The sequence below is a fragment of the Acidaminobacter sp. genome, from assembly GCF_030247605.1.
Classification (GTDB): Bacteria; Bacillota; Clostridia; order Peptostreptococcales; family Acidaminobacteraceae; genus Acidaminobacter.
This window is the reverse complement of sequence record NZ_JAOTSB010000002.1, coordinates 54,612-77,094: the sequence shown is the minus strand read 5'-3', so window position 1 is coordinate 77,094 and position 22,483 is coordinate 54,612. Positions and strand designations below refer to the sequence as shown.

The 22,483-nt window shown below is 49.3% G+C and carries 20 protein-coding genes; 19 read left to right on the top strand and 1 reads right to left on the bottom strand.

Going from position 1 to position 22,483, the window contains the following annotated elements; all coding sequences use genetic code 11:
• The 5 genes from OEL90_RS00365 to OEL90_RS00345 all read left to right on the top strand — a co-directional run bounded on the left by OEL90_RS00365 (window position 1) and on the right by OEL90_RS00345 (window position 5,503).
• Window positions 1-1,692 (top strand): DAK2 domain-containing protein, encoded by a 1,692-nt coding sequence (locus tag OEL90_RS00365; RefSeq protein WP_291403035.1) that lies wholly within the window; start codon window positions 1-3, stop codon window positions 1,690-1,692.
• Window positions 1,693-1,786: 94 nt separating this feature from the next.
• A complete protein-coding gene (gene recG, locus OEL90_RS00360) occupies window positions 1,787-3,838 on the top strand; it encodes an ATP-dependent DNA helicase RecG (RefSeq protein ID WP_300686540.1) in 2,052 nt (683 codons plus the stop codon).
• 93 nt (window positions 3,839-3,931) lie between these two features.
• The gene (gene rsmD, locus OEL90_RS00355) at window positions 3,932-4,504 is read left to right on the top strand and encodes a 16S rRNA (guanine(966)-N(2))-methyltransferase RsmD (protein WP_291403013.1); all 573 of its coding nucleotides are present in this window, start codon (window positions 3,932-3,934) and stop codon (window positions 4,502-4,504) included.
• Complete coding sequence (gene coaD / locus OEL90_RS00350) at window positions 4,479-4,955, top strand: pantetheine-phosphate adenylyltransferase (RefSeq protein WP_291403015.1); 477 nt, start codon at window positions 4,479-4,481, stop codon at window positions 4,953-4,955. Before rsmD ends, coaD begins: the two co-directional genes overlap by 26 nt.
• A 14-nt stretch (window positions 4,956-4,969) precedes the next feature.
• Window positions 4,970-5,503, top strand: a complete 534-nt coding sequence (locus tag OEL90_RS00345; RefSeq protein ID WP_291403017.1) for a hypothetical protein — start codon at window positions 4,970-4,972, stop codon at window positions 5,501-5,503.
• Window positions 5,504-5,709: 206 nt separating this feature from the next.
• Here OEL90_RS00345 and OEL90_RS00340 read toward each other — a convergent pair whose 3' ends face one another.
• Window positions 5,710-6,924, bottom strand: coding sequence for a nucleotidyltransferase (locus OEL90_RS00340; protein ID WP_300686535.1), 1,215 nt, complete (start codon window positions 6,922-6,924; stop codon window positions 5,710-5,712).
• A gap of 147 nt (window positions 6,925-7,071) precedes the next feature.
• Between OEL90_RS00340 and OEL90_RS00335 the strand changes: the two genes are divergently transcribed.
• The 14 genes from OEL90_RS00335 to ftsY all read left to right on the top strand — a co-directional run bounded on the left by OEL90_RS00335 (window position 7,072) and on the right by ftsY (window position 22,349).
• Window positions 7,072-8,271 carry an acetate/propionate family kinase gene (locus OEL90_RS00335; protein WP_291403021.1) on the top strand — a complete coding sequence of 400 codons (1,200 nt, stop codon included), beginning with the start codon at window positions 7,072-7,074 and terminating at the stop codon, window positions 8,269-8,271.
• Between the two features lie 233 nt (window positions 8,272-8,504).
• Window positions 8,505-9,014, top strand: a complete 510-nt coding sequence (locus tag OEL90_RS00330) for a YceD family protein (RefSeq protein ID WP_291403023.1) — start codon at window positions 8,505-8,507, stop codon at window positions 9,012-9,014.
• Between the two features lie 13 nt (window positions 9,015-9,027).
• Window positions 9,028-9,207 carry a 50S ribosomal protein L32 gene (gene rpmF / locus OEL90_RS00325; protein WP_291403025.1) on the top strand — a complete coding sequence of 60 codons (180 nt, stop codon included), beginning with the start codon at window positions 9,028-9,030 and terminating at the stop codon, window positions 9,205-9,207.
• Between the two features lie 155 nt (window positions 9,208-9,362).
• Window positions 9,363-9,929, top strand: coding sequence for a transcription factor FapR (gene fapR / locus OEL90_RS00320; RefSeq protein WP_300686530.1), 567 nt, complete (start codon window positions 9,363-9,365; stop codon window positions 9,927-9,929).
• An 8-nt stretch (window positions 9,930-9,937) separates the two neighbouring features.
• The gene (gene plsX, locus OEL90_RS00315) at window positions 9,938-10,975 is read left to right on the top strand and encodes a phosphate acyltransferase PlsX (protein ID WP_291400484.1); all 1,038 of its coding nucleotides are present in this window, start codon (window positions 9,938-9,940) and stop codon (window positions 10,973-10,975) included.
• A 205-nt stretch (window positions 10,976-11,180) separates the two neighbouring features.
• Complete coding sequence (locus tag OEL90_RS00310; RefSeq protein WP_300686527.1) at window positions 11,181-12,170, top strand: beta-ketoacyl-ACP synthase III; 990 nt, start codon at window positions 11,181-11,183, stop codon at window positions 12,168-12,170.
• Window positions 12,171-12,181: 11 nt separating this feature from the next.
• Window positions 12,182-13,132 (top strand): ACP S-malonyltransferase, encoded by a 951-nt coding sequence (gene fabD / locus OEL90_RS00305; RefSeq protein WP_300686525.1) that lies wholly within the window; start codon window positions 12,182-12,184, stop codon window positions 13,130-13,132.
• The gene (gene fabG, locus OEL90_RS00300; protein ID WP_291400377.1) at window positions 13,125-13,865 is read left to right on the top strand and encodes a 3-oxoacyl-[acyl-carrier-protein] reductase; all 741 of its coding nucleotides are present in this window, start codon (window positions 13,125-13,127) and stop codon (window positions 13,863-13,865) included. Before fabD ends, fabG begins: the two co-directional genes overlap by 8 nt.
• 78 nt (window positions 13,866-13,943) lie before the next feature.
• Window positions 13,944-14,177 (top strand): acyl carrier protein, encoded by a 234-nt coding sequence (gene acpP, locus OEL90_RS00295; RefSeq protein WP_291400379.1) that lies wholly within the window; start codon window positions 13,944-13,946, stop codon window positions 14,175-14,177.
• 65 nt (window positions 14,178-14,242) lie between these two features.
• On the top strand, window positions 14,243-15,484 hold the full coding sequence (gene fabF / locus OEL90_RS00290; RefSeq protein WP_300686522.1) for a beta-ketoacyl-ACP synthase II: 1,242 nt from the start codon (window positions 14,243-14,245) through the stop codon (window positions 15,482-15,484).
• Window positions 15,485-15,675: 191 nt separating this feature from the next.
• Window positions 15,676-16,371 carry a ribonuclease III gene (gene rnc, locus OEL90_RS00285; protein ID WP_291400383.1) on the top strand — a complete coding sequence of 232 codons (696 nt, stop codon included), beginning with the start codon at window positions 15,676-15,678 and terminating at the stop codon, window positions 16,369-16,371.
• The gene (locus OEL90_RS00280; protein ID WP_300686519.1) at window positions 16,368-17,411 is read left to right on the top strand and encodes an elongator complex protein 3; all 1,044 of its coding nucleotides are present in this window, start codon (window positions 16,368-16,370) and stop codon (window positions 17,409-17,411) included. The genes rnc and OEL90_RS00280 overlap by 4 nt, the downstream gene beginning before the upstream one ends.
• A gap of 4 nt (window positions 17,412-17,415) precedes the next feature.
• On the top strand, window positions 17,416-20,985 hold the full coding sequence (smc, locus tag OEL90_RS00275) for a chromosome segregation protein SMC (RefSeq protein ID WP_291400387.1): 3,570 nt from the start codon (window positions 17,416-17,418) through the stop codon (window positions 20,983-20,985).
• A 50-nt stretch (window positions 20,986-21,035) separates the two neighbouring features.
• Window positions 21,036-22,349 (top strand): signal recognition particle-docking protein FtsY, encoded by a 1,314-nt coding sequence (gene ftsY, locus OEL90_RS00270; RefSeq protein ID WP_291400389.1) that lies wholly within the window; start codon window positions 21,036-21,038, stop codon window positions 22,347-22,349.
• Window positions 22,350-22,483 lie beyond the last annotated feature (134 nt).

The following is a 22,483-nucleotide window of genomic DNA, read 5'->3' as shown; positions in this document are numbered from 1 at the left end:
ATGAAAATTGACGGTGTGCTGCTGTCCAAGATGTTCAAGCAGGCTGCCGCAACATTGAATAAAAACAAGAACCTGGTCGATTCTCTGAACGTCTTTCCGGTTCCTGACGGAGACACAGGCACCAATATGTCGCTGACCATGAATGCCGCGCTGAGCGAAATTGCGAAGCACGAAGGTGAGGTCTCAGTTGAGATCGTCGCCAAAGCCATGTCGAAGGGCTCTCTGATGGGTGCCAGAGGAAACTCGGGCGTCATTCTGTCCCAAATTTTCAGGGGCTTTGCAAAGGGCTGTCAGGATAAACAGACTCTGAACTCCATTGACTTTGCCCATGCCCTCAAGGATGCCTCAGATACTGCCTATAAGGCCGTCATGAAACCTGTTGAGGGGACGATCCTCACCGTGATTCGAAAGACAGCGGAGCATGGTATGGATTATACGGAACAGGCAGTACCTGTCCAGGAGCTCCTGGAAAATCTGATCAAGCGCTCTGAGGAAACTCTGGAGCGGACGCCGGATTACCTTCCTGTCTTAAAAGCGGCAGGCGTTGTGGATGCCGGCGGCAAAGGCCTGGTTTTTATTCTCCTTGGATTTTTGGATGCCATCCTTGGCAAGGAAGTGGAAATTCAGGTCGAAAGAAGCGAAAACGTGCTGAAGGCGGCCGGCGCTGCGCTGGAACCGGAAATGATCACCTTTAGCTATTGTACTGAGTTTATTATCGAGACACTCCGGGATGATGTGCCGGTTCTGCGCTCTGAAATTCAGAAGTTGGGCGACAGCATGGTCTTTGTTCAGGATGAGTCGCTGGTAAAGGTCCACATTCACACGGACAATCCCGGTATGGCTCTTGAAAAAGCATTGAAATATGGACCGTTGATCACGGTTAAAATTGAAAATATGCGGGAGCAGCATTCCAATCTGACTCATGGTGCCGGTCTGGGAACGGGATCAGACAGTGCAGATGGCGTAGTGGCGAATGCAGCGCAGGGTTCTGTGGAGACGCAGCCATCGGCAAAAGCTCAAGAAGCTCAGGATAAGAAAGCCTACGGGATTATAGCGGTCGCTATGGGCGAAGGCTTCAGCAAGATTTTCAGAGATCTTGGCGTTGATGTGATCGTCGAAGGCGGTCAGACCATGAACCCAAGCACGGAGGATTTTCTCAAAGCGGCGCAGGAATGTCACGCCGAGCACTTGATCATTCTTCCGAACAACAGCAATATCATCCTGGCGGCCAATCAGGCCAAAGAGGTTTCCAGCCTGCCTATGACGGTCATTCCTTCAAAGTCGATTCCTCAGGGCATCGCGACGCTGATTGAATTCGATTCGGAGAAGGCGCCTGAAGACAATGAATCGGCTATGTCGAAAGCCATTGACAATGTCAAGACCCTTCAAGTGACTTATTCAGTCAGGGATACTCAGTATGGCGACATCGAGATCAAAAAGGATGATATCCTGGGTGTGGGTGACGGGAAGATCGTTTCCGTGGGCCAGAATATTGAAGCGGTAGCGCTGGACGCCCTTGAGAAACTACTGGATGAGGACGCGTCCATAGTGACGGTTTACTATGGGGCCGAGGTCGCTGAAGCGGACGCGGAAGTTCTAATTGAAAAAATTGGCGCACAGCACGGGGACCTGGATCTGGAACTTCATCACGGCGGACAGCCTTTGTACTATTATGTCATTTCAGTGGAGTAATGCCGTCAAGAGACCGGTTCAAGCCGGTCTCTTGTAATTATTTGCAAGAAATTGGGTGATTCCTCGAGGAATCAGTAAACTCAGGCGAGGTGACATGGCAGACATGCATACCCATTCGGACTTGACCAGGGTGAAAGGGATTGGCATCAAAAAGAAAACTGCCCTTGCCCGCCTTGGGATCAACAGCCTCAAAGATATGCTCTTTCACTATCCCAGAGGCTATGCGGATAAATCCAACAGACGCCGCGTACACGAGGTTGCAGAAGGGGATGCTGCAACGCTCAGCGGTATCGTAAAATCCATTCAGACCACGAGATCAAATGGCGGCAGGGTCATGACACGGTTTCAAATGCTGGAGGACATGACGCCCTTTGAATTACTGTTTTTCAATGCGGCTTATCTCGAGAAGCAATATTCAGCCGGCGAAACGCTGACTGCCTTTGGCCAGGTCCATAAAAGCGGCAGGCAGGTGACGCTTATTCATCCTGAGATCTTCAGAGAGAGCGACCAGCTTGAACAGCAGCTGGTGATCATGCCGCTGTATCCGCTGACAGAAGGCATTACCCAGCGGGATATGGCCGCGCTGATACGGGAGGCACTGGACACCGTGCTGCCTGAACTCGAGGAAACGCTGCCGGAATCTGTACTGAGGCGCCACAGGATGCCGGGGCTGAAAGCGTCACTCCGTGAACTTCATTTTCCAACGGACAGAGCGAGATATAAAGCGGCAAAATACAGGCTAGTCTTCGAAGAACTGTGGTCGCTCCAGCTGAATCTCGCACTTCTGAGGGTGGACGCCAAGCGTGGCAAGGGCATTGCATTCAGAACAGAGCATGTTCTGGATCACTATATGCGGGTCTTGCCTTTTAGGCTGACTGAGGCGCAGCACAGTGCAATAATGGATATTTACACGGACATGTCAAAAGACAAAGTCATGTATCGCCTTCTGCAGGGGGATGTTGGCTCCGGTAAAACTGCAGTGGCTTTTGCTGCTATGGCGCTTGCCGCCCGGAATGGCTATCAGAGCGTTTTGATGGCACCGACGGAACTGCTTGCCGCCCAGCACTTTGAAGCCATGAAAAGGCTTTTTCCGGAATCTGTTGACCGTATGGCGCTTCTAACCTCCGCGTCGAAGCACAAGAAAAAACTGCGGGAAGGGATGTCCGTCGGGGCGACTGACTGGATCATTGGCACCCATGCACTGCTCGAGGAAGAGGTGGTGTTTGACCGCCTCGGTCTGGTGATTACGGATGAGCAGCATCGCTTTGGCGTTCGCCAGCGAAACCGCCTTGAGGAAAAAGGCTTAAGTCCTGATGTTTTGATTATGACCGCGACCCCGATTCCGCGAACCTTGTCGCTGGTGCTTTACGGAGATGTGGATGTCTCCTTGCTGCAGGAGCTTCCGGCAGGCAGAAAGCCTATTGAGACGATCTACGTCCAGAAAAAGCAGTTTCAGAGACTGTGCCTGAAAGTGGACCAGCTGATCGAGACCGGACGCCAGGCTTATATGGTCTGTCCCCTTGTGGAGGACAGTGAGGGCAGCGCTGGACTGCAGTCCGCCCAGTCCCTTTTCGAAGACCTCCGTTCAGGGGCATTCAGGCATCGTCGTGTAGGCCTGGTACATGGTAAAATGAAGTCTTCAGAAAAAAACCAAGTGATGACTGCTTTTGCCGATGGTCACCTTGACCTGCTCGTCTCAACCACTGTCATTGAGGTCGGTATAAACGTACCCAATGCTTCCGTCATGGTCGTTATGGACTGCGACAGATTTGGCCTAAGCCAGCTGCACCAGCTCAGAGGACGGGTCGGCAGAGGCGAACATGCCTCTTATTGCTATCTTGTTGCAGATCGACCTGGAGAAGTGGCTAAACAGCGGATCAAAAAAATGGTGGAGACTCAGGATGGCTTTGAAATCGCGGATTGGGATCTGAAACTTCGTGGACCGGGGGAATTTTTCGGAACGCGGCAGCACGGACTTCCACCGCTAAAGCTCGCGGATCTGTCCCGTCATCTCGACATATTGGCCCTTTGTCAGAAGGAAGTGGTCGACTTGCTGCAAAGAGAGAACACCAAGCAGTTGGAACAGGATGAAATTGAACTTTTAAGGCGCCGACGTCATGAAGTCTTTGAAAGCTTTTCGATTTAGATTATACTAATAAGAGAGCTGACATTTCAAAAAAATGACATTTGGTATGAAAAGCGCCTTTTTTATGATAGAATTCGATAAGAAGGTGGAAATATGAGGGTCATCGCCGGTTCGAAAAGAGGATTGAAGCTGGAAGCGCTTGAAGGCCTTGAAACCAGACCTACAACAGATCGCGTCAAAGAGGCGCTGTTCAACCTGATTCAATTTGAAATCCAGGGCTCAAAAGTACTGGACCTGTTTGGCGGGTCAGGCGCGCTGGGCATAGAATCGCTGAGTCGTGGTGCGGAACATGTCGTTTTCGTGGATCAGAGCCGAGCGAGCGCTCGCGTCATAGCACGAAATTTGGAACGGGCAAAGTTTCAGGATGCCGCCAAAATTCTGACACAGGATTGGATGGCCGCTTTGTCTCAACTTGAAAATTCTGAGTTTGACCTTGTCTTTGTGGATCCACCTTACAACGCAGCTTTGGAAACGCTGGTGCTTGAAAAGCTTGACCTATTTAATCTGTTGTCTGAGGATGCCATTGTCGTCATTGAGCACCCTGCTTCCAGAGCGCTGCCGGAGACTGTCAGCGGCTACAGCTTTTTAAAGTCAAGACATTATGGCATCACAGCGCTATCCTTATACAGGAGGCACATGAATGACAATAGCAATTTACCCGGGTAGCTTTGATCCCATTACAAACGGACATTTGGATGTCATCGAACGTGCTTCCAGGCTTTTTGATGAGGTCGTCGTAGGCGTACTCAGCAACAGCAGCAAAAGCCCCATGTTTACAGCAGAGGAGCGCGTTTCTCTGATTGAGGAAGCAGTTAAGCCCTTTGGCAATGTTCGGGTTGCGCATTTTCAAGGGTTGTTGGTAGATTATGTGAAGTCCAACCAAATAGATGTGATTATTAAAGGGTTGAGAGCCATTTCGGATTTCGAAGCGGAATTTCAGATGGCGGCAATGAACAGACATCTTGGAGAGGGCACAGAAACCGTCTTTTTAATGACGGACGTCCACTATTCTTATTTGAGCTCCAGTTTGGTCAAGGAAGTCTTCAGGTTTAACGGTGACATTAAGGGGTTAGTCCCTGACCATGTTTTGGCATATATGCAGCATAGATTGAGATAAGGAGGAGTACACCCATGTCGTCCAATCATCTTGAATTAAAAGTTTTGGATCTTCTTGAAGAATTTGAAAACAAAATTGAAAATGCCACCAATGTACCTCTGACGGGAAAAATAATGGCAGACCGGGAAGAATTACTCGAAATTCTAAGGGAAATCCACATTTTGCTTCCGGAGGAGTACCAGCATGTCAAGTGGATTAAATCTCAAAAAAATCAAATTCTCGAGGAAGCCCAGAGAAGCGCGGATGCGTTGCTCGCTAATGCGCAGCGTGAAGAGCGAAGAGCCATTGACAGTATTCGCGAAGAGGAAGAGCGGCTGCTGGATGAGGCAGAGCTGAAGCGCAAGCTGATGATCGACGAGCATGAGATTGTACGCCAGGCCAGGGAGAAAGCGGACAAAATTGTTCAGGAAGCGACACAGTTTTCGTCTAACATGAAAGAGGATGCTTTTGAGTATGTCCACGACATGATGAGTAGGGCTACCAGCGAAGTCAATGATGTCCTGGATACTCTGCGCAAAAATTTAAGAGAACTCGAAGATTATAAATAGACATATGCTTTGGCAAGATCGCTTCTGAAATTTTTGCTGCGTGGCGTCAATTGTGAACTGCTGCACCCCAGGCAAAATCTATGAATTAAAAAAGGGAAAATGGTCAAGTGAAAAACGGTTTACCGGTTTTTCGCTTGATTTCATTTTCCCTTTTTTGTGCAGCACATCTTATGAATGTTTGAGTCTTTCATGATGCCTGCTGAAAGCTATTTAACATAGACGGGTGGCCGCGTCAAATCCTGGGCATAAACATTTCGACCGCACAGTATTTCTCTAAGGTCGGTCGCTCTTATGTCAAACAGGAGTTGTGGTCCAGTGACGGGATCTTTCAGATCTTGGGGGCGGATGCGGGTCAAAAGCGGCAGCCCCGCTGTTTTTTTAGCCTGATTCAACAGGTGTCGGCCGCGTTCATTAAAGGCCAAAATACGAAGATAGGCAGGCAGAGTTTCGCGGTTTTGACCAATCATAGTCGTGGGAATGTCCAGCAATATCTTGACAAGCACTCTTTCAATACGGCTTCTGGTATGCCGTTTGCTCTTTATGGCCGTCACCAGGGTTTCGTAGTCCACAGCGCTTTTAACTGCTGAAAGTATCCTTTCCGGCAGCCCGTCCTCCATGTCATGAATCTGTGACAGGGTGTCCGGTGTGTGGAGAAGCAGTCTGTATTTCAGCAGCTCATATCTTGTGCCTTGTTCAGGGAAATTGCCGGATGCTTTCTCCAAAGCGGTCAGTGTTTGAGCCGGCACTGTCTTTTCAACTGTTGAAAGTGGTGCGCCGGCTAAAAGAGCGCTGCGGATCGCAGACGCACTTGAGTATATTTTTTGAGGGTTCTCCTGTTCCAGTGACAAGTCGTGATAGCCATGTCCAGCCCTTTGGAGCGTAAACGGGGAGAGTGAAGCGCCAAGTGCCTCAATGGCTTTCATGTACTCGATCCCGAGAATATCATTGGGTGTGGATGCTGATTGGAGACCGGAATCCGTCAGCAATTTGGCTTTAAGAGCAGGGTAACTGAGTTCGGGATGTGACTTTCTGGCAGTTTTCCAGCGTACATCAAGATGAGACAGATCTTTGACTGAGTCTCTCAGCGTCTCAAGTGAACCGCACTCGCTGCCGAAGCTCAGCATGTCTACCAACCCCAGTTGGTTGAGGAGATGAACACCAGCAGTGGCAAAGTACTCAGCACTTGATACTGCGAACAGAGCAGGCAGCTCAATAATCAAGTCTGCGCCACCCTCAACAGCGGCAGAGGCTCTGGACCATTTGTCCAGAAGCGCCGGCTCGCCGCGCTGAACGAAAGATCCGCTCATGACTGCGACGACCGCTTCTGCGTTCAGAAGCCGCTTAGTCTCAGCAATATGATAGTGGTGTCCGAGATGAAAGGGATTGTATTCAGTGATCATGCCTGCAACTTTGGGTGCCATGAGAACCTCCCTGGACAATATTGAAATATCTTTGTGAAAAAAATAATGCATTATGTATACAAATTGTGTTTCTGACTTGTAATATTTCTAATTTAATTTATAATAATAACGAGTGAAGTTCAATCGATTTTAATTGGGAGGTCTATCATGAACGTTTTGGTTATTAACTGTGGTTCATCTTCATTGAAGTATCAGCTGATGAATATGCAGGATGAAACTCTTCTTGCAAAAGGTCTTGTTGAGAGAATTGGCATTGAAGGTTCTGTTCTTAAGCACGAAAAAGAGGGCAGAGACAAAGAAGTAATTATGGTTCCAATGAAAAATCACAAAGATGCACTTAACGAAGTTCTTAAGGCACTTGTCGATGAGAACTATGGCGCGGTCAAGTCTTTGGACGAAATTGATGCCGTAGGACACCGCGTCGTTCATGCAGGCGAAAAGTACAGCGGCTCAGTCCTGATCACAGAAGATGTCATGGCTGCGCTCGAAGAATGTATCGACCTCGCGCCGCTCCATAACCCACCGAACATCATGGGCGTCGAAGCTATCCAGGAGCTGATCCCAACGGTTCCAAACGTTGGCGTTTTCGATACAGCTTTCCATCAGACAATGCCGCCGCAAGCTTATATCTACCCAATTCCTTATGAGTATTACGAAAAGTATAAAGTTCGCCGCTATGGTTTCCACGGCACAAGCCACCGTTATGTCGCAGAAAGAGCAGCTGACATGATGGGCAAGCCAATTACAGAACTCAGACTGATCAGCTGCCACCTTGGCAACGGCGCCAGTGTTACAGCCATCAAGAACGGCAAATCCGTTGCGACAAGCATGGGCTTCACACCGCTTGAAGGCTTGATCATGGGAACGCGCTGCGGCGATATTGACCCTGCAATCATCACATTCCTCATGGAAAAAGAAAATCTCGACATTGAAGGCATCAACAACGTCCTCAATAAAAAATCAGGCGTCCTCGGCATTTCCGGCGTCAGCAGCGACTTCAGAGACATTGAAAATGCTGCCAAAGACGGCAATGAGCGCGCAGCTCTGGCCCTCGAAACTTTTGACGATCGCGTCAGACAATATATCGCAGCTTATGCGGCCGAAATGGGCGGCGTGGATGCAGTGATCTTTACTGCGGGTCTTGGTGAGAACTCTATCACAAACCGCGCGGACATCTGCAAAAACCTCGAATTCATGGGCCTAAAAGTCAGCGACGAGCGCAACAACGTTCGCGGCAAAGAAACTTTCATCAATACTGACGATTCCAAAATCAAAGTTCTCGTCATCCCTACCAACGAAGAGCTGATGATCGCACGCGACACAGTTGAAATCGTCAAAGGGCTGTAGGTTTCAGATCTTTAAATCATACATGGCAAGGTTTTGGACGCGAACCTGAAAAGGTTCGCGTCTTCTTATGATTTGAATTTCGTTTAAGATTTTTCCGAAATTTGGTGTACAAAGCACAGCTGTTAGGTGTATAATAACTAAGCCGTGGGCCGGTCGGCAAGTGGCAAGTAATTATGCTTGACAAAAGAACTGGCCGCTTATATAATTATCATGTTGTAAACTAGAGGTGTCATATGGTTCTCAATCTCACAAATGTGATCAGCGGAAAGCTGAGCCAAATGCCTTTTGAAATGACGCTTACTCTGGATCTATCCGACTTTGAGGTTTTCGGTGCGGAAGGTGTTTCACCTTTTCAAGTCAAAGGAATGGTAGAGCGCAGAGGCGTGGAGCTGGAAATTGATGTCCACTATTCAGGCACATTTAATTTTTCATGCAACCGCTGTTTGAATCCGGTCGAATTGAAGTTTGAACGGGATCTGACAAAGCAAATCATTCGGCAGGGCGGCGAATTCATTGAAGAGGATGAGCAGTCTCTTTTCATTGAAGACTACAATGTCGACATAGAACGGCTTGTGGTCGACGAAATCCACCTCTCAATGCCAATTCAAGTCTTGTGCGATCCTTCGTGCAAGGGCATTTGTCCGAATTGCGGAAAGTCGCTGAATGAGGATGAATGTACATGTTCCGAGGACAGGGTCGACCCTAGACTCGAGAGCCTCAAGAACTTTTTTAGTCAGAATTAAGGAGGTGTGATCAATGGCAGTACCTAAGCGTAAGATTTCCAAAGCAAGACGTGATAAGAGAAGAGCCTCGAACATTAAGATGGACGCTCCGAACATCATTGAGTGCCCACAGTGCCATGAGCCTAACGTACCGCATCGTGTCTGTGGCTCTTGTGGTTACTATAAAGGCATAGAAGTGGTATCCGTTAAGTAAGACAGTACTATTCAATTGAATACGCAAACAGTATTCAGAGCAGGTTGATCTCAGCCTGCTTTTTGCATGTCCAAAAGGTGGTCTGCCGGAACTCGAATATTTATGTTATAATAGGACCAGGCGCTAAAAGCTACAGCAAATGGAGTGATTCCCCTATGGCCAGATATAAAAAACAGGAGCGTTTGAACCGTCTGACTGAGATTCTGACCCAGGATCCGTTTTTGACGGATGAGGAGCTCAGCGAAGAGTTGGGCGTCAGCATTCAGACCATCCGTCTGGACCGCATGCAGCTGAACATCCCTGAACTGAGAGAGCGCGTCCGTAAGGTTGCGACTGATAATTATGATAAAGTAAAAACCCTTGGGCGCGGTGAAATCGTGGGTGAACTGATCGACCTGGAACTCAACAAGCGTGGCATTTCTGTCCTTGAAACAGATGAAACCCTCGCCTTTGAAAAAACCAAGATCGTCAAAGGCCATTACATTTTTGCCATGGCAGAGTCTTTAGCTATGGCAGTGATTGATGCCCATGTCGCTTTAACCGGCGTAGCCAACATTAAATACCGTGTACCGGTCATCGCCGGTCAGAAACTGGTGGCTAAGGCGGAGCTGGTCAGAGTCAGAGGCAGTGAGTATTTTATTCACATCAACATCACCAGCAATCAAGATCAAGTATTCAGGGGCAAGTTCATCCTTGTTGCCCTGGACGGGAGTGTGATTTAAGTATGACAATCCGGATTGGAATAGATGCCATGGGCGGTGACCATGCGCCTGAAGCTGTCGTTAAAGGTGCTGTAGAAGCCCTCTCCATGATCAGTGCAGATCTCGTGCTGATTGGCATGGAAGACCAGATCAAGGCACAGCTCGCTTCTTTAAAATATGATGCGAATCGGTTGATCATCCATCATGCCAGCGAGGTAATCGAGAACGAAGATAAACCCGTCAGAGCCATAAAGAGCAAAAAAGATGCCTCCATGGTCGTCGGGTTTGAAATGCTTAAAAATGGCAGCATCGACGCGCTCCTTTCTGCAGGCAATACGGGTGCGCTCTTAGCGGGCGGGCTTTTAAAAGTCGGCAGAATCAAAGGCCTTGACAGGCCGGCGCTCTGTCTGCCATATCCGACATCGAAAGGCTTCAGCGTTCTGATTGACGCGGGTTCCAACGCAGACTGCAAGCCCCATAACCTCTATGAGTTCGCCGTCATGGGTACCATTTATGCCCGTGATGTCCTGGGCATTGAAAATCCTACAGTGGGTATAGCGAACATCGGCACAGAGGAAGGAAAGGGCAACATTCTTGTTGTCGATGCCTATCCAATCCTGAAAGCCAGTGATCTCAACTTTATTGGCAATATTGAAGCCAGGGATATTCCGGATGGGGTGTGTGATGTCATTGTCTGTGACGGCTTTACCGGAAATATTATCCTGAAGCTGTCCGAGGGCGTCGCGTCGAGTTTCAGCGGCATGCTGAAAGCTCAGCTGATGAAAACCAAGAAGAACATGCTGCTCGGCATGCTGCTTAAGGGTGTCTTTACGGAGCTCAAGAAGAAGCTGGATTACACCGAATATGGCGGAGCACCGTTCCTTGGGACGGAAGGCCTCATAGTCAAAGCCCACGGCAGCTCGAACGCGAAGGCTATCAAAAATGCCATACGCTACGCTGAGGTCTGCGTCAAGAGCCAAGTAGTGGAGCGGATCCGAGAAGAGCTTGGCAGGAAAGATCTCGAGGCGGCAAGACAATCTGCGTCTCCTGAAACCCAGGAAAGCTGATCAGGAAGCAGGGGACGTACATAGGCTTAAGCGTAATTTAAGAATTGCTGGATCTGTTGAAAACACAGGCCGGAACAGGCACGTTAATGTGAGTGCCTGTTTTTTTTCGCCCAGGGACTTGCCATATGCCGTTGTATCGTATATATTAGTAGCAGATACTAATACGAGAAATAAATAACAAGTTTTAACATCTGGAGATGATATTTTGATCAACCGAAAGAGTCGCATTCTCGGAACCGGCATGGCCCTCCCTGAACGCATTGTGACCAATTTTGATATGGAAAAGATCGTCGAAACCTCGGATGAGTGGATTCGCACCCGCACGGGCATCTCTGAGAGACGCTTTGCCGATGGTAACGAGACCAACTCCTCACTCTCAATCCAAGCCGCAGAGATGGCACTTAAAAATGCCGGCATAACCGCAGATCAAATCGATCTGATCATTGTCGCGACTATTACACCGGATATGGTGTTTCCGGCAACCGCCTGCATAGTACAGGACAAAATTGGGGCGACTAAAGCAGCGGCCTTTGATCTTGAAGCCGCCTGTTCCGGATTCTTATACGGTCTTGCTATTGCAGACCGGTTTATCGCTTCCGGCATGTATAAGCACGCTTTAGTCATTGGTACCGAGATCATGTCAAAAATCATAGACTTTAAGGACCGCAATACCTGTGTTCTCTTTGGAGACGGTTCGGGCGCAGTTGTCGTAGGACCTTCTGAAGATGAAAACCGCGGCCTCTTGGGATTTGACCTGGGATCTGACGGATCTGGCGGGAAATATCTGTATATGCCTGCCGGCGGCACAGAAAAGCCTGCGACGCTTGAAACTGTTGAAGCCCGTGAGCATTTCCTCAAGATGGAGGGCAAGGAAGTTTTCAAATTTGCCGTGCGCGTCATGGAAAACGCATCGCTCAGAGCTATTGAAAATTCAGGGGTTTCATTTGAAGAAATCGATTTCCTGGTCCCGCACCAGGCGAATGAACGCATTATTTTAGCTGCGTCAAAGCGACTTCAGCTGCCTATGGAAAAAGTTCAGGTCAATCTTGATAAATATGGCAATATGTCAGCGGCGTCCATCCCTGTCGCGCTTCATGAAGCGGTCACACAAGGCAAACTCAGCGAAGGGGATCATGTGGTCATGGTCGGCTTCGGCGGCGGTCTCACTTGGGGCGCCTGTGTCATGCAGTGGTAGGAGGCAGAAAGATGAGTAAAATTGGAATAGTATTTCCGGGCCAAGGTGCCCAATATGTAGGTATGGGCAAAGAATTCGCCGCTCAGTTCGATAGTGCAAAAGCGATCTTCGATCTGGCCGGAAAAAGTCTCGATATGGATATGAGCGCCCTTTGCTTTGACAGCAGTGAAGAAGCACTTCAGAAGACTGAAAATACACAGCCTTCCATTTTGACAGTCAGCTATGCCATCTATACCGCTGTCAAGGAAGTCTTGGGTCTTGAGCCTGATGCTTTTTCCGGACTTTCTTTAGGGGAATACACCGCGCTGGTCGCTGCGGATGCCATGGCCTTTGAAGACGCGGTGCGGATTGTCAGAAAGCGCGGACAGTTCATGCAGGAAGAAGTGCCTCTTGGAATAGGCGGCATGGCAGCACTCCTGGGCGTAGAGCGCGAGGATGTTCTGAAAGTGTGTGAAGAAGCCTCAGTTTTTGGCATCTGCGAACCTGCAAACTTCAACTGCCCTAAGCAAGTAGTGGTTGCAGGCGAGCTTGAAGCCGTCAAAAAGGCAATTGAAATTTCCAAGAATTATGGCGCCAAAAAAGCGGTTTTGCTTCCGGTATCAGCTCCATTCCACACGAGCATGCTTCTTGGAGCCGGGGAAAAGTTGAGACAGGAAATGCAGAAATATGACTTTAAAGCGCCGTCTCATCCGGTCTACTCCAATGTGACGGGTGACCGTCTGGATGCCGGCACGGATGTCAGGGAGAACCTCGTCAAACAGGTCTTCAACTCCGTTCTTTGGGAAGATTGTGTCGCTGCAATGGTCAGAGACGGAATCACGACCTTCATTGAAGTCGGTCCCGGCAATGCGCTGACAAAGTTTATCCGAAAAATTGACAAAGACGTTGATGTTTATAATGTTGAAAAGCCGGAAGACCTTGAGGCGCTCAGAGAGAAATTGAAGGAGGCAGCCCATGTTTAAGGATCAAGTGGTACTTGTTACAGGCGGAACACGCGGTATTGGCCGAGCGATCAGCCTTGAATTCGCACACAAGGGCGCTAAACTCGTCGTCAATTATACGTCCAGTGAAGAAAAAGCCAAAGCGCTGGTGGAAGAGCTGGCGGCTGTAGGTTGTGAAGCTATTGCCGTCCAGGCGGACGTTTCCAAAGCTGAAGATGCTGAAAGGCTTACCGCTGAAGCAGTCAAGAAGTTTGGCAAAATTGATGTTCTCGTCAATAACGCCGGAATTACGAGAGATAATCTCATCATCCGCATGAAAGAATCTGATTGGGATGAGGTCATGAATGTCAATTTGAAAGGCGCTTTCCTAATGAGTAAGGCAGTTGGAAAGCTTATGTTAAAGGCAAGAAATGGTGTTATGGTCAATCTGACTTCCGTTGTCGGCATCATGGGCAACGCCGGACAGTCCAATTACAGCGCCAGCAAAGCCGGCGTCATAGGGCTCACAAAATCCCTTGCCAGAGAGTTTGCTCCCCGGGGTGTAAGAGTGAACGCCGTGGCACCGGGTTACATTCTGACCGACATGACGAGTGTTCTCAGCGAGGACGCGACTTCACACTTTACTTCACAGATTCCCCTCGGACGTGCAGGAACACCTGAGGACGTCGCTAAGGTTGTAAGCTTCCTGTGCTCACAGGACAGCGCTTATTTAACTGGTCAAGTCATTCATGTCGACGGCGGCATGTTGATTTAATAGACATTTGCTGATATAGTCTATTCACGTAGGGTTAAATTAAAAACAAACAAAAAAAGATAAGGACAGGTGGACATTATGTTTGAAAAAATTAAAGAGATTATCATTGATCAGCTAGGCCTTGACGAAGATGTTGTCATTACGGAATCAACTTCTCTGATGGCAGATCTGGAAGCGGACTCTCTTGATGCCGTTGAAATCATCATGGCATTTGAAGACGAATTCGGCATTGAAATTCCAGACGAAGATGCTGAAAACTTCAAGAACATTGGTGACATTTACCACTTCATTCAGTCAAAAAAAGCTGAATAACCAAGAACTTGAGGGGCACTTGCTGCCCCTTTTTCAATAGGTACCATTCTCGGGAGGGAAGCTGTTTGAATAAGAGAGTTGTTGTAACGGGTGCTGGCGCGGTCACACCTATCGGCATAGGCCGTGAGACGTATTGGAAAGCTTTAAGGGAAGGCGTTTGCGGCATTAAGCCTATTGCCTCTTTTGACGCGTCTGAGTATACAACGCAGGTTGCTGCGGAAATTAAAGATTTTGTACCTGAGAACTACATACCTAAGAAGGAAGCAAAGCGTATGGACCGCTTCACGCAGTTTGCAGTGGCTGCAGCCAAAATGGCAGTTGAAGACGGCGGGCTCGATCTTGAGACTGTCGACGCTGATCGCTTTGGCTGTGTTGTCGGTTCGGGTATTGGCGGTCTCTTGACTATGGAAGAAGAGCATGCCAAGATGCTTGAAAAAGGTCCTGGACGTGTGAGTCCATTCCTGATTCCAATGATGATTGGCAATATGGCAGCAGGGGCTGTTTCTATGGCGCTGAATGCCAAAGGGCCAAACTATTGTGTCGTCACGGCTTGTGCGTCAGGCACAAACGCTGTTGGAGAAGGCTTCAGGCTGATTCAGCGCGGTGATGCGGATCTCGTCCTCGCAGGCGGAACAGAAGCCTCTATAACGCCGTTTGGCATTGCTGGTTTCTGCAGCATGAAGGCCATGTCGACACGAAATGATGATCCTAAAACAGCCAGCCGTCCGTTTGACGTGGACCGTGACGGCTTTGTCATGGGCGAAGGCTCAGGAATTCTGCTGCTCGAATCTCTGGACCATGCCCTTGCCAGAGGCGCGAACATTCTGGGCGAAGTTGTTGGTTTTGGCATGAGCGCAGATGCTTATCACATTACCAGCCCGGCTCCAGGTGGTGAGGGTGCAGCCAGATCCATGAAGAGCGCTTTGGCGGATGCGGGCATTGAACCTTCTGCGATTGCCTATATCAACGCTCATGGTACATCCACGCCATACAATGACAGGTTTGAGTCCATGGCGATCAAATCCGTCTTTGGGGAGCACGCGAAGAATCTTTGCGTGTCCTCCACAAAATCCATGACGGGTCACCTTCTTGGCGCTTCCGGCGCTATTGAAGCGGTTGCCTGCCTGTTGGCGGTCAAAGAAGATTATATGCACGGCACTTATGGCATTCAGAACATCGATCCTGAAATTGGACTTGAAGTCCTTGCCAACCAGGGCCGCGCTGCGGAAGTGGAGTATGCGCTGTCGAATTCCCTCGGATTTGGCGGACATAACGCAACGCTCATCCTCAAAAAGTATAAAGGTTAATTGCCTCGTTTCAAGAGGTCTCAAAAAAACCCGCAGGTTATGAAAAAAACCGGCGGGTTTTTTCTAATGAGTTGTGTTTTCCGTATAAAACCTATAAAATAACTCTGATAGGGATCTGGAAAAGCGCTTTTTAAGCACATTCTATGAAGTGAGTTTAGAAAGCGTTTTGCCGCTGAAAGGGCTGTATAACAATGGATTATGGACAATTTGAAAGTGTCATTGGCTACCGGTTTAGGCAGCGCAAACTGCTGACTGAAGCTTTGACGCATAGTTCTTATTCGAATGAACGCAGAGGTGAGAACGTACAAAATAATGAACGGCTTGAGTTTTTAGGGGATGCAGTGCTCAGCATTGCGATCAGCGAGCGTTTATTCAAGCAATATACTGATCTGCCGGAGGGAGAACTGACGAAAATACGCTCGAAGATAGTCTGTGAGGCAACGCTCAGCGACTGCGCCAAGACCTTAAAGCTTGGTGAGGCAATGCGTTTTGGACGCGGTGAGGAAATGACCGGAGGACGCGGCAGGGCATCAATTCTTGCTGATGCTTTTGAAGCGCTGATTGCAGCGATCTATCTGGACGGCGGTATGGAAGCATCCTCTGACTTTGTTTACCGCCAAATGGATCGGGCTATTAAAGATGCCATAAGCGGAAAAGTGTTCCTCGACTATAAAACGCACTTGCAGGAGCTGATTCAGACCCAGCGGGACAACCGAATCCGGTATGAAATTATCCGTGAGGAAGGTCCGGACCACTGTAAAGTATTTCATACCCAGGTGCTGCTCAATGAGGAAATCGTTGGAGCGGGTCAGGGACGAAGCAAGAAGGAAGCGGAGCAGGAAGCCGCCCGGGCAGCCATTGCCTCACTGGAGTTGTCAGGCTCATGATTATTCCGGTGTTTATTCCGCACCTTGGGTGCCCAAATCAATGCGTGTTCTGCAATCAGAAAACCATAACCGGTTTGGGGGAACATCTGACTACTGTTGAGACTGCCAGAACAGAGATTGAAGCCTGGCTGGCGCGGTCTGACGCGGAGGGGTCAAACGAGCTCGCCTTTTATGGGGGCAGTTTTACTGCAATTCCCTACGCTGAGCAGATCGCGTATCTGGAGCTCGCAGAAGAATACAGACAAAAAGGCCTGATCCAGACGATCCGGATATCAACCCGTCCGGACGCAATTGATCCGGACCACCTCAAATTACTTAAAGCCTATGGCGTCCGCCGGATTGAACTCGGCGCCCAGTCGTTTGACGACCGGGTGCTTTCCATGTCCCAAAGAGGACACAGTGCTGTGGAAATTGAACGTGCTGCCAAGGGGATTCATGAAGCGGGCATTGATCTTGGCCTTCAACTGATGGTCGGACTTCCTGGGGATTCTCCTGAAACGGACCTTAAAGGTATTTCAGAAGCATTCAGACTCTATGCGACGACCCTCAGAATTTATCCTGCCCTGGTACTGAAAGGCACAAGCCTTGAAAAACTGCTGTTACAGGGTGCCTATGTGCCATTGTCACTGGATGAGGCCGTAGAACGCGTTGCTTTGATGATGGATGCCGTTGATGAGAAAAACTCAGAGATGACTCAGCCCAAACTTGAACTGATTCGTGTAGGTCTCCAGGAAAACGAGATGCTCAGCGGTTCCGGAGAGGTTCTGGCAGGACCTCATCACCCGGCATTCAGAAGTTTGGTGGATACCTTCAGATTTAAAACACGTCTGGATCAGGATGCTCATCGCTGCAACTGGAGAGGCAAAAATCTGGAAGTTCATGTCAGGGGAAAGGACCTCAGCAGTTTTGTGGGGCACCAGAGGCGCAATCTGATTTACTTAAAGAACCATTATGGCGTGAGCACACTCAGGGTCGTCAGGGACGAGTCCGTCCCCGCCATGAGGTATATCATCACTATTATGGAAAGTGACGGGAGGTGACGGCATGTACCTTAAAAAAATAGAATTGAAGGGGTTCAAGTCGTTTGCGGACCGGACCACCATTGATTTGATGCAGGGGCTGACCTGCGTCGTTGGGCCAAATGGCAGCGGCAAGAGCAATATCACAGATGCCATACGGTGGGTGCTCGGTGAACAAAAGGTTAAAACCCTTCGAGGCTCGAAAATGGAGGATGTCATTTTCAATGGCACACACCGGCGCTCTGCCCTGGGCGTCGCAGAGGTCTCGCTTCATTTTTCGAATGAAGACCGCAGATTCCCCATAGATTTCAGCGAGATTGTTCTGTCCCGCAGACTTTACAGATCCGGCGAAAGCGAGTATTTGATCAATGATGCGCCCTGCAGGTTAAAAGACGTTCGCGAGCTTTTCATGGATACAGGGGTGGGGACAGAAGGCTACTCACTCATTGGACAGGGACGGATCGATTCCATTATCAGCGGCAGCTCGGAAGACCGACGCATGATTTTTGAAGAGGCGGCCGGTATTGTCAAATATAAGCAAAAGAAAAGAGAAGCGCTCAAGAAGCTCGATAATACTGAACTAAACCTTATGCGCCTAGAGGATCTCAGCATGGATCTGAAATCGAGGCTTGGTCCGCTGGAACTGGAAAGTGAAAAGGCTAAAAGTTATATTGCTTTGAGTGAAGCGCTTCGTGAAATTGAGGTTGCTGTATTTCTGGCGGATTATGACAAGCTGACCGTGAAACTTGACAAAGTACTGGCTGACTACGACCGTGTGTCTGATGAGAAAACCTCCGAGGAGGCAGCGCTCTCAGAAAAAAGGCTGCGCCTTGAGGCTCTTGAGGCGAAGCTTGGCAGCATGGACCTCCAGTGGCAAAACCTTGAAGAGGATCGCTTGAAATTTAACAATGAAGACAAGGCGCTGGATGGAGATTTAGCACTATGGGATGAAAAACTCAGAAACGCTGAAATTGAATACGGCAGACTACATGAGACCCTGGACCAGGAAAAAGGCGAGCAGGCTGCTCTGGAGGTTGAGTATCAGGCTCTGGTCGCAGCGGACAGTCAAATTGCTGAAAAACTGAAGGAGTTAAAAGCCATTCTGAATGAGCGTCAGGTATCTATGGAAACCTTGACCGGGGCGTTAGCAGCGCTTGAGTCAGTGGAATCCAGCGCTCGCAGTGAAGCAATAGCTCTGATTTCCAAATCAGAACGGGCGGCGTCTGAGATTCGCGTCAAGCGCGATTATATGGCTCATCTCGAGCAGCGTATACAGGAGCTGGGGTCTGAGGCTGCCGGAGCAAAGGCTCAGTTAGAGGCCATTTCACAAAGAATTGGTGAAACGGTCGTCCAAAGAGAACATGCCATGAAGCGTAAAAATGCCATGCTCGATAAGTTAGAGGCACAGTCTGCTGTGCGCCAGGCTTCTGCACAAGAAGTGAAAACGCTGGAGGACAAAAAGCGCCAGGAAGAAAATCGCAGACACAAACTGGTGGCGGAGCAGGAAGCCCTCGAGAATCTGGAACGTAATTACGAAGGCTATGACCTGAGTGTCAAGCGGTTGATGCAGGACTTGAAAAAAGATGCTTCGGGCAATGCCTTACAAGGCGTTCTGGGCGTCCTGGCAGAACAGATCCAGGTTAGCAAGGGGTATGAGACGGCTATTGAGGTCGCCCTTGGCAGAGGCGCTCAAAATGTCATCTGCGACAATGAGCAGACGGCGAAGCGGCTGATCGAACGGTTAAAAACAAAGCAACTGGGACGTGTGACTTTTTTGCCCCTCGACTTGATTGGAAAGCCATCAGCGCAATTTGGAAATTTGTCAGAGTTGAAGGGCTTTGTCGGTATGGCTGACAGCCTGGTGACTGCACCTGACACTATTCAGGCGGCTGTAAGGCATTTGATAGGCCGTACTGCAATTTTTGAAAGCTATGATGAAGCTGTTTCTGCCTTCAGAAAGACTGGTGGGAAATGGCGCCTGGTGACGAAAGCCGGAGAAGTTTTCAGTCCCAGCGGCAGTATTACAGGCGGTTCCAGGCAGCAGTCCGGCGGAGGTGTACTGGCAAGACGCGGGAAGATAATTTTGCTGACGGAACAGATTGAAGCTCAGACAAGCCATATGATGGACTTGGATCAGGAGATTGCGGCGCTGATGTCCAGGGTTGAGGTTGAAGAACAGGCCAGGGCGCAATTGACCGCTGACATGACGGCAGTGGATACTGAACTCGCAGGCTTTGAATTTCGAGAGACGGCACTTCTGGAGGATCAGAAGCGTCTGGGGGACCGGATCAGACGTCTTGGCGCTGAGCATGAGGACCAGAATGCTCATGTGCTTAGAATTCAGGATGAGAATACCACACTTGAAAGAGAGATTGAAGTCTGGAAAGCTGCATCCTCAGACCTGGAGCGCGTGGTTTTTGAACAGGAGGAAAAGCGCTCTGAACTGAGAAGCGCCTATGAGTCCCTCTCTGATCAGCTTAGCAGCGTCAGAGTTGAGACTGCAACTCATGAACAGAGCCTGAGTGGCATCACAAGAGAAATTAAACGCATAGAAGACACTTTGCTGCGTTCTAAAGAACGGTCTGAACTTGCGTCCTCCAGACTGGCGCAACTCGAAAGTGACCGCAGAGAAACCCTGAGACTCAAAGGTGAGAGCTTTGAGAAAAAGATTGAGCTTCGCCTTCTGCTTCAGAAGCTGGAAGCACAGCGCGCAGAAATTTCAGGGGAACGGGACGCAGGAAAAGCTGAACTTGCAGAACTGCGTCATGCGGTCGGCCGGATCAGTGAAGCGCTTGAACGTCTGCGGGAAGCGCTGCATCACGTAGAGCTTCAGCGGGAGCGCTGTCTTCTTGAGCGGGAATCACTTTTGACACAGATGCATGACAAATATGAATTGGATCTGGAGGAAGCGCGTCAGAAGCCGCTGGAAGTAGATTTGAGCTCGGCTCAGTCGCAGACGAAGTCCCTGAGAAACCGGATTAAAGCACTTGGTGACGTGAATATCAGTGCGATCAAGGAATATGAAGAGGTGTCTGAACGCTACACGTTCATGAAAGGCCAGATGGATGACCTGATCCAGGGTGAGCAGGCACTCAAGAAAGTCATTCGAGAGCTTGACCACGCCATGAAGCAGCAATTCAAAGACTGCTTCACACTGATTGGGGAAGCGTTCCAAAATACTTTCAAACGTTTGTTCAGTGGCGGTACCGCTCAGGTCAGACTAAGTGATCCGTCTGATCCGCTGGAAAGTGATATTGAAATCTATGTGCAGCCGCCTGGGAAAAAACTGCAGCATCTTCATCTGCTGTCAGGCGGAGAGAAGGCATTGACCGCTATAGCGATTCTATTTGCCATTCTTGAGGTCAAACCTGCGCCGTTTTGTGTGCTTGACGAAATTGAAGCCGCTCTGGATGATGTCAATGTCGATCGATTTGCGCTCTATTTGAAGGACGTATCAGATCAGGCCCAGTTTGTCGTTATCACACACCGCAAAGGCACTATGGAAATTGCGGATGCGCTATACGGTGTCACCATGGAGGAGTATGGCGTTTCCAGGGTGGTCTCGGTCAAATTGGAAGAAATAGCGGTCAGCTGACAAAGAACGTCGGCCAGTATAATTCGGGCAGAAAGGAAAGGTGATTCAGTTTGGCTGGAATATTTAAAAAGTGGATCTCAAAATTAATGGAAACGCCTGAGGAGAAAGCACCTGAGACGGAGCAGAGCCTGGGTGAAGAGAATACAGGTGAGGCGGCACAGGATATTGTAGCCGTGGATGAACCTAAAGAAGAAATTGTCGAAGAGACCGTCGTGGAAGCTGAAGAATCAGTCGCTGAGGCAACTGAGTTGTTGCTGGAAGCTGAAGCTGAAACTGAAATTGAAATTATAGCTGAAGCTGAAGTCGTAGTAGAAACTGAAGTAGAAACTGATGCAGTACTCGAGCCGGGCGTCGCTGATGAGGAACTTGCCTTGGCAGTAGAAGAAGAACAGGAATTCTCCCATGAGATACTGGATGCCCCTGAAACGCCAGAGCAACAGACTTCAAGCCTGGGCTTCTTCGAACGTTTGAAGGCGGGACTCAGCAAAACCAGTAAAGCCATCACAGACCGGATTGATCTTCTGCTCAATGACTATGGCAAGATCGACGAGGAACTCTATGAGGAACTCGAGGAGATTCTGATCACAGCGGACATTGGAATGGAAACGACAATGTCCCTGATTGACGACCTCAAAAAAGCCCTGGTGGAACGGCGCATTTCAGATGCCTCTCAGGTTAAAAGCGTACTCAGGGATGTTATGGTCGATACCCTCAAGGCACACTCGAACAATCATCTGAATCTGGACCAGAGCCCGGCGATCCTTTTTGTGATTGGTGTCAACGGCGCCGGAAAGACGACGACGATTGGAAAAATTGCCCACAAACTCAAACTGGAGGGCAAGACGGTTATGCTGGCAGCAGCGGACACCTTCAGGGCTGCCGCTATTGATCAGCTTAAAATTTGGGGCGAGCGCTCCGGGGTCCCGGTCATTGCGCACCAGGAGGGGTCAGACCCGGCTGCGGTGGTTTATGACGCCATTCAGGCTGCCAAAGCCAGAAAGACAGATGTTTTGATCTGCGACACAGCGGGAAGGCTCCACAATAAAAAGAATTTGATGAACGAACTGGCGAAAATTTTCAGAGTCATCGAACGCGATTTCCCTGAAGCCCAGCGGGAAGTCCTATTGGTGCTGGACGCTACAACGGGTCAAAATGGCCTTCAGCAGGCAAAAATCTTCAAGGAGACCGCCCAGATTACCGGCATTGCGCTCACAAAACTGGACGGCACTGCCAAGGGCGGCGTCGTTTTGTCCATACTCCACGAGGTCGAAATTCCAGTGAAACTCATAGGCGTCGGCGAGGGTCTGAACGATCTTCAGCCTTTTGAGCCTGAAAAGTTTGTCAATGCACTTCTGGACATCTAAAAGGAAAAAGTCTTATGCCGATGGTTGTGGGATCCGCCGCCATCGGCATAGTCTTTGAAAGCACCTGAAATCTTCAATCACACTTCAAAAAAGAGTTGACAAGCAGGCGTCATTCCCATAGAATACTTCTGTAA

What these genes read in the sequence shown, in the direction of transcription:
- OEL90_RS00365 (WP_291403035.1), top strand. Translation starts at nt 1, where the DNA reads ATGAAAATTGACGGTGTGCTGCTGTCCAAGATGTTCAAGCAGGCTGCC.
- recG (WP_300686540.1), top strand. Translation starts at nt 1,787, where the DNA reads ATGGCAGACATGCATACCCATTCGGACTTGACCAGGGTGAAAGGGATT.
- rsmD (WP_291403013.1), top strand. Translation starts at nt 3,932, where the DNA reads ATGAGGGTCATCGCCGGTTCGAAAAGAGGATTGAAGCTGGAAGCGCTT.
- coaD (WP_291403015.1), top strand. Translation starts at nt 4,479, where the DNA reads ATGACAATAGCAATTTACCCGGGTAGCTTTGATCCCATTACAAACGGA.
- OEL90_RS00345 (WP_291403017.1), top strand. Translation starts at nt 4,970, where the DNA reads ATGTCGTCCAATCATCTTGAATTAAAAGTTTTGGATCTTCTTGAAGAA.
- OEL90_RS00340 (WP_300686535.1), bottom strand. Translation starts at nt 6,924, where the DNA reads ATGGCACCCAAAGTTGCAGGCATGATCACTGAATACAATCCCTTTCAT.
- OEL90_RS00335 (WP_291403021.1), top strand. Translation starts at nt 7,072, where the DNA reads ATGAACGTTTTGGTTATTAACTGTGGTTCATCTTCATTGAAGTATCAG.
- OEL90_RS00330 (WP_291403023.1), top strand. Translation starts at nt 8,505, where the DNA reads ATGGTTCTCAATCTCACAAATGTGATCAGCGGAAAGCTGAGCCAAATG.
- rpmF (WP_291403025.1), top strand. Translation starts at nt 9,028, where the DNA reads ATGGCAGTACCTAAGCGTAAGATTTCCAAAGCAAGACGTGATAAGAGA.
- fapR (WP_300686530.1), top strand. Translation starts at nt 9,363, where the DNA reads ATGGCCAGATATAAAAAACAGGAGCGTTTGAACCGTCTGACTGAGATT.
- fabD (WP_300686525.1), top strand. Translation starts at nt 12,182, where the DNA reads ATGAGTAAAATTGGAATAGTATTTCCGGGCCAAGGTGCCCAATATGTA.
- fabG (WP_291400377.1), top strand. Translation starts at nt 13,125, where the DNA reads ATGTTTAAGGATCAAGTGGTACTTGTTACAGGCGGAACACGCGGTATT.
- acpP (WP_291400379.1), top strand. Translation starts at nt 13,944, where the DNA reads ATGTTTGAAAAAATTAAAGAGATTATCATTGATCAGCTAGGCCTTGAC.
- rnc (WP_291400383.1), top strand. Translation starts at nt 15,676, where the DNA reads ATGGATTATGGACAATTTGAAAGTGTCATTGGCTACCGGTTTAGGCAG.
- OEL90_RS00280 (WP_300686519.1), top strand. Translation starts at nt 16,368, where the DNA reads ATGATTATTCCGGTGTTTATTCCGCACCTTGGGTGCCCAAATCAATGC.
- smc (WP_291400387.1), top strand. Translation starts at nt 17,416, where the DNA reads ATGTACCTTAAAAAAATAGAATTGAAGGGGTTCAAGTCGTTTGCGGAC.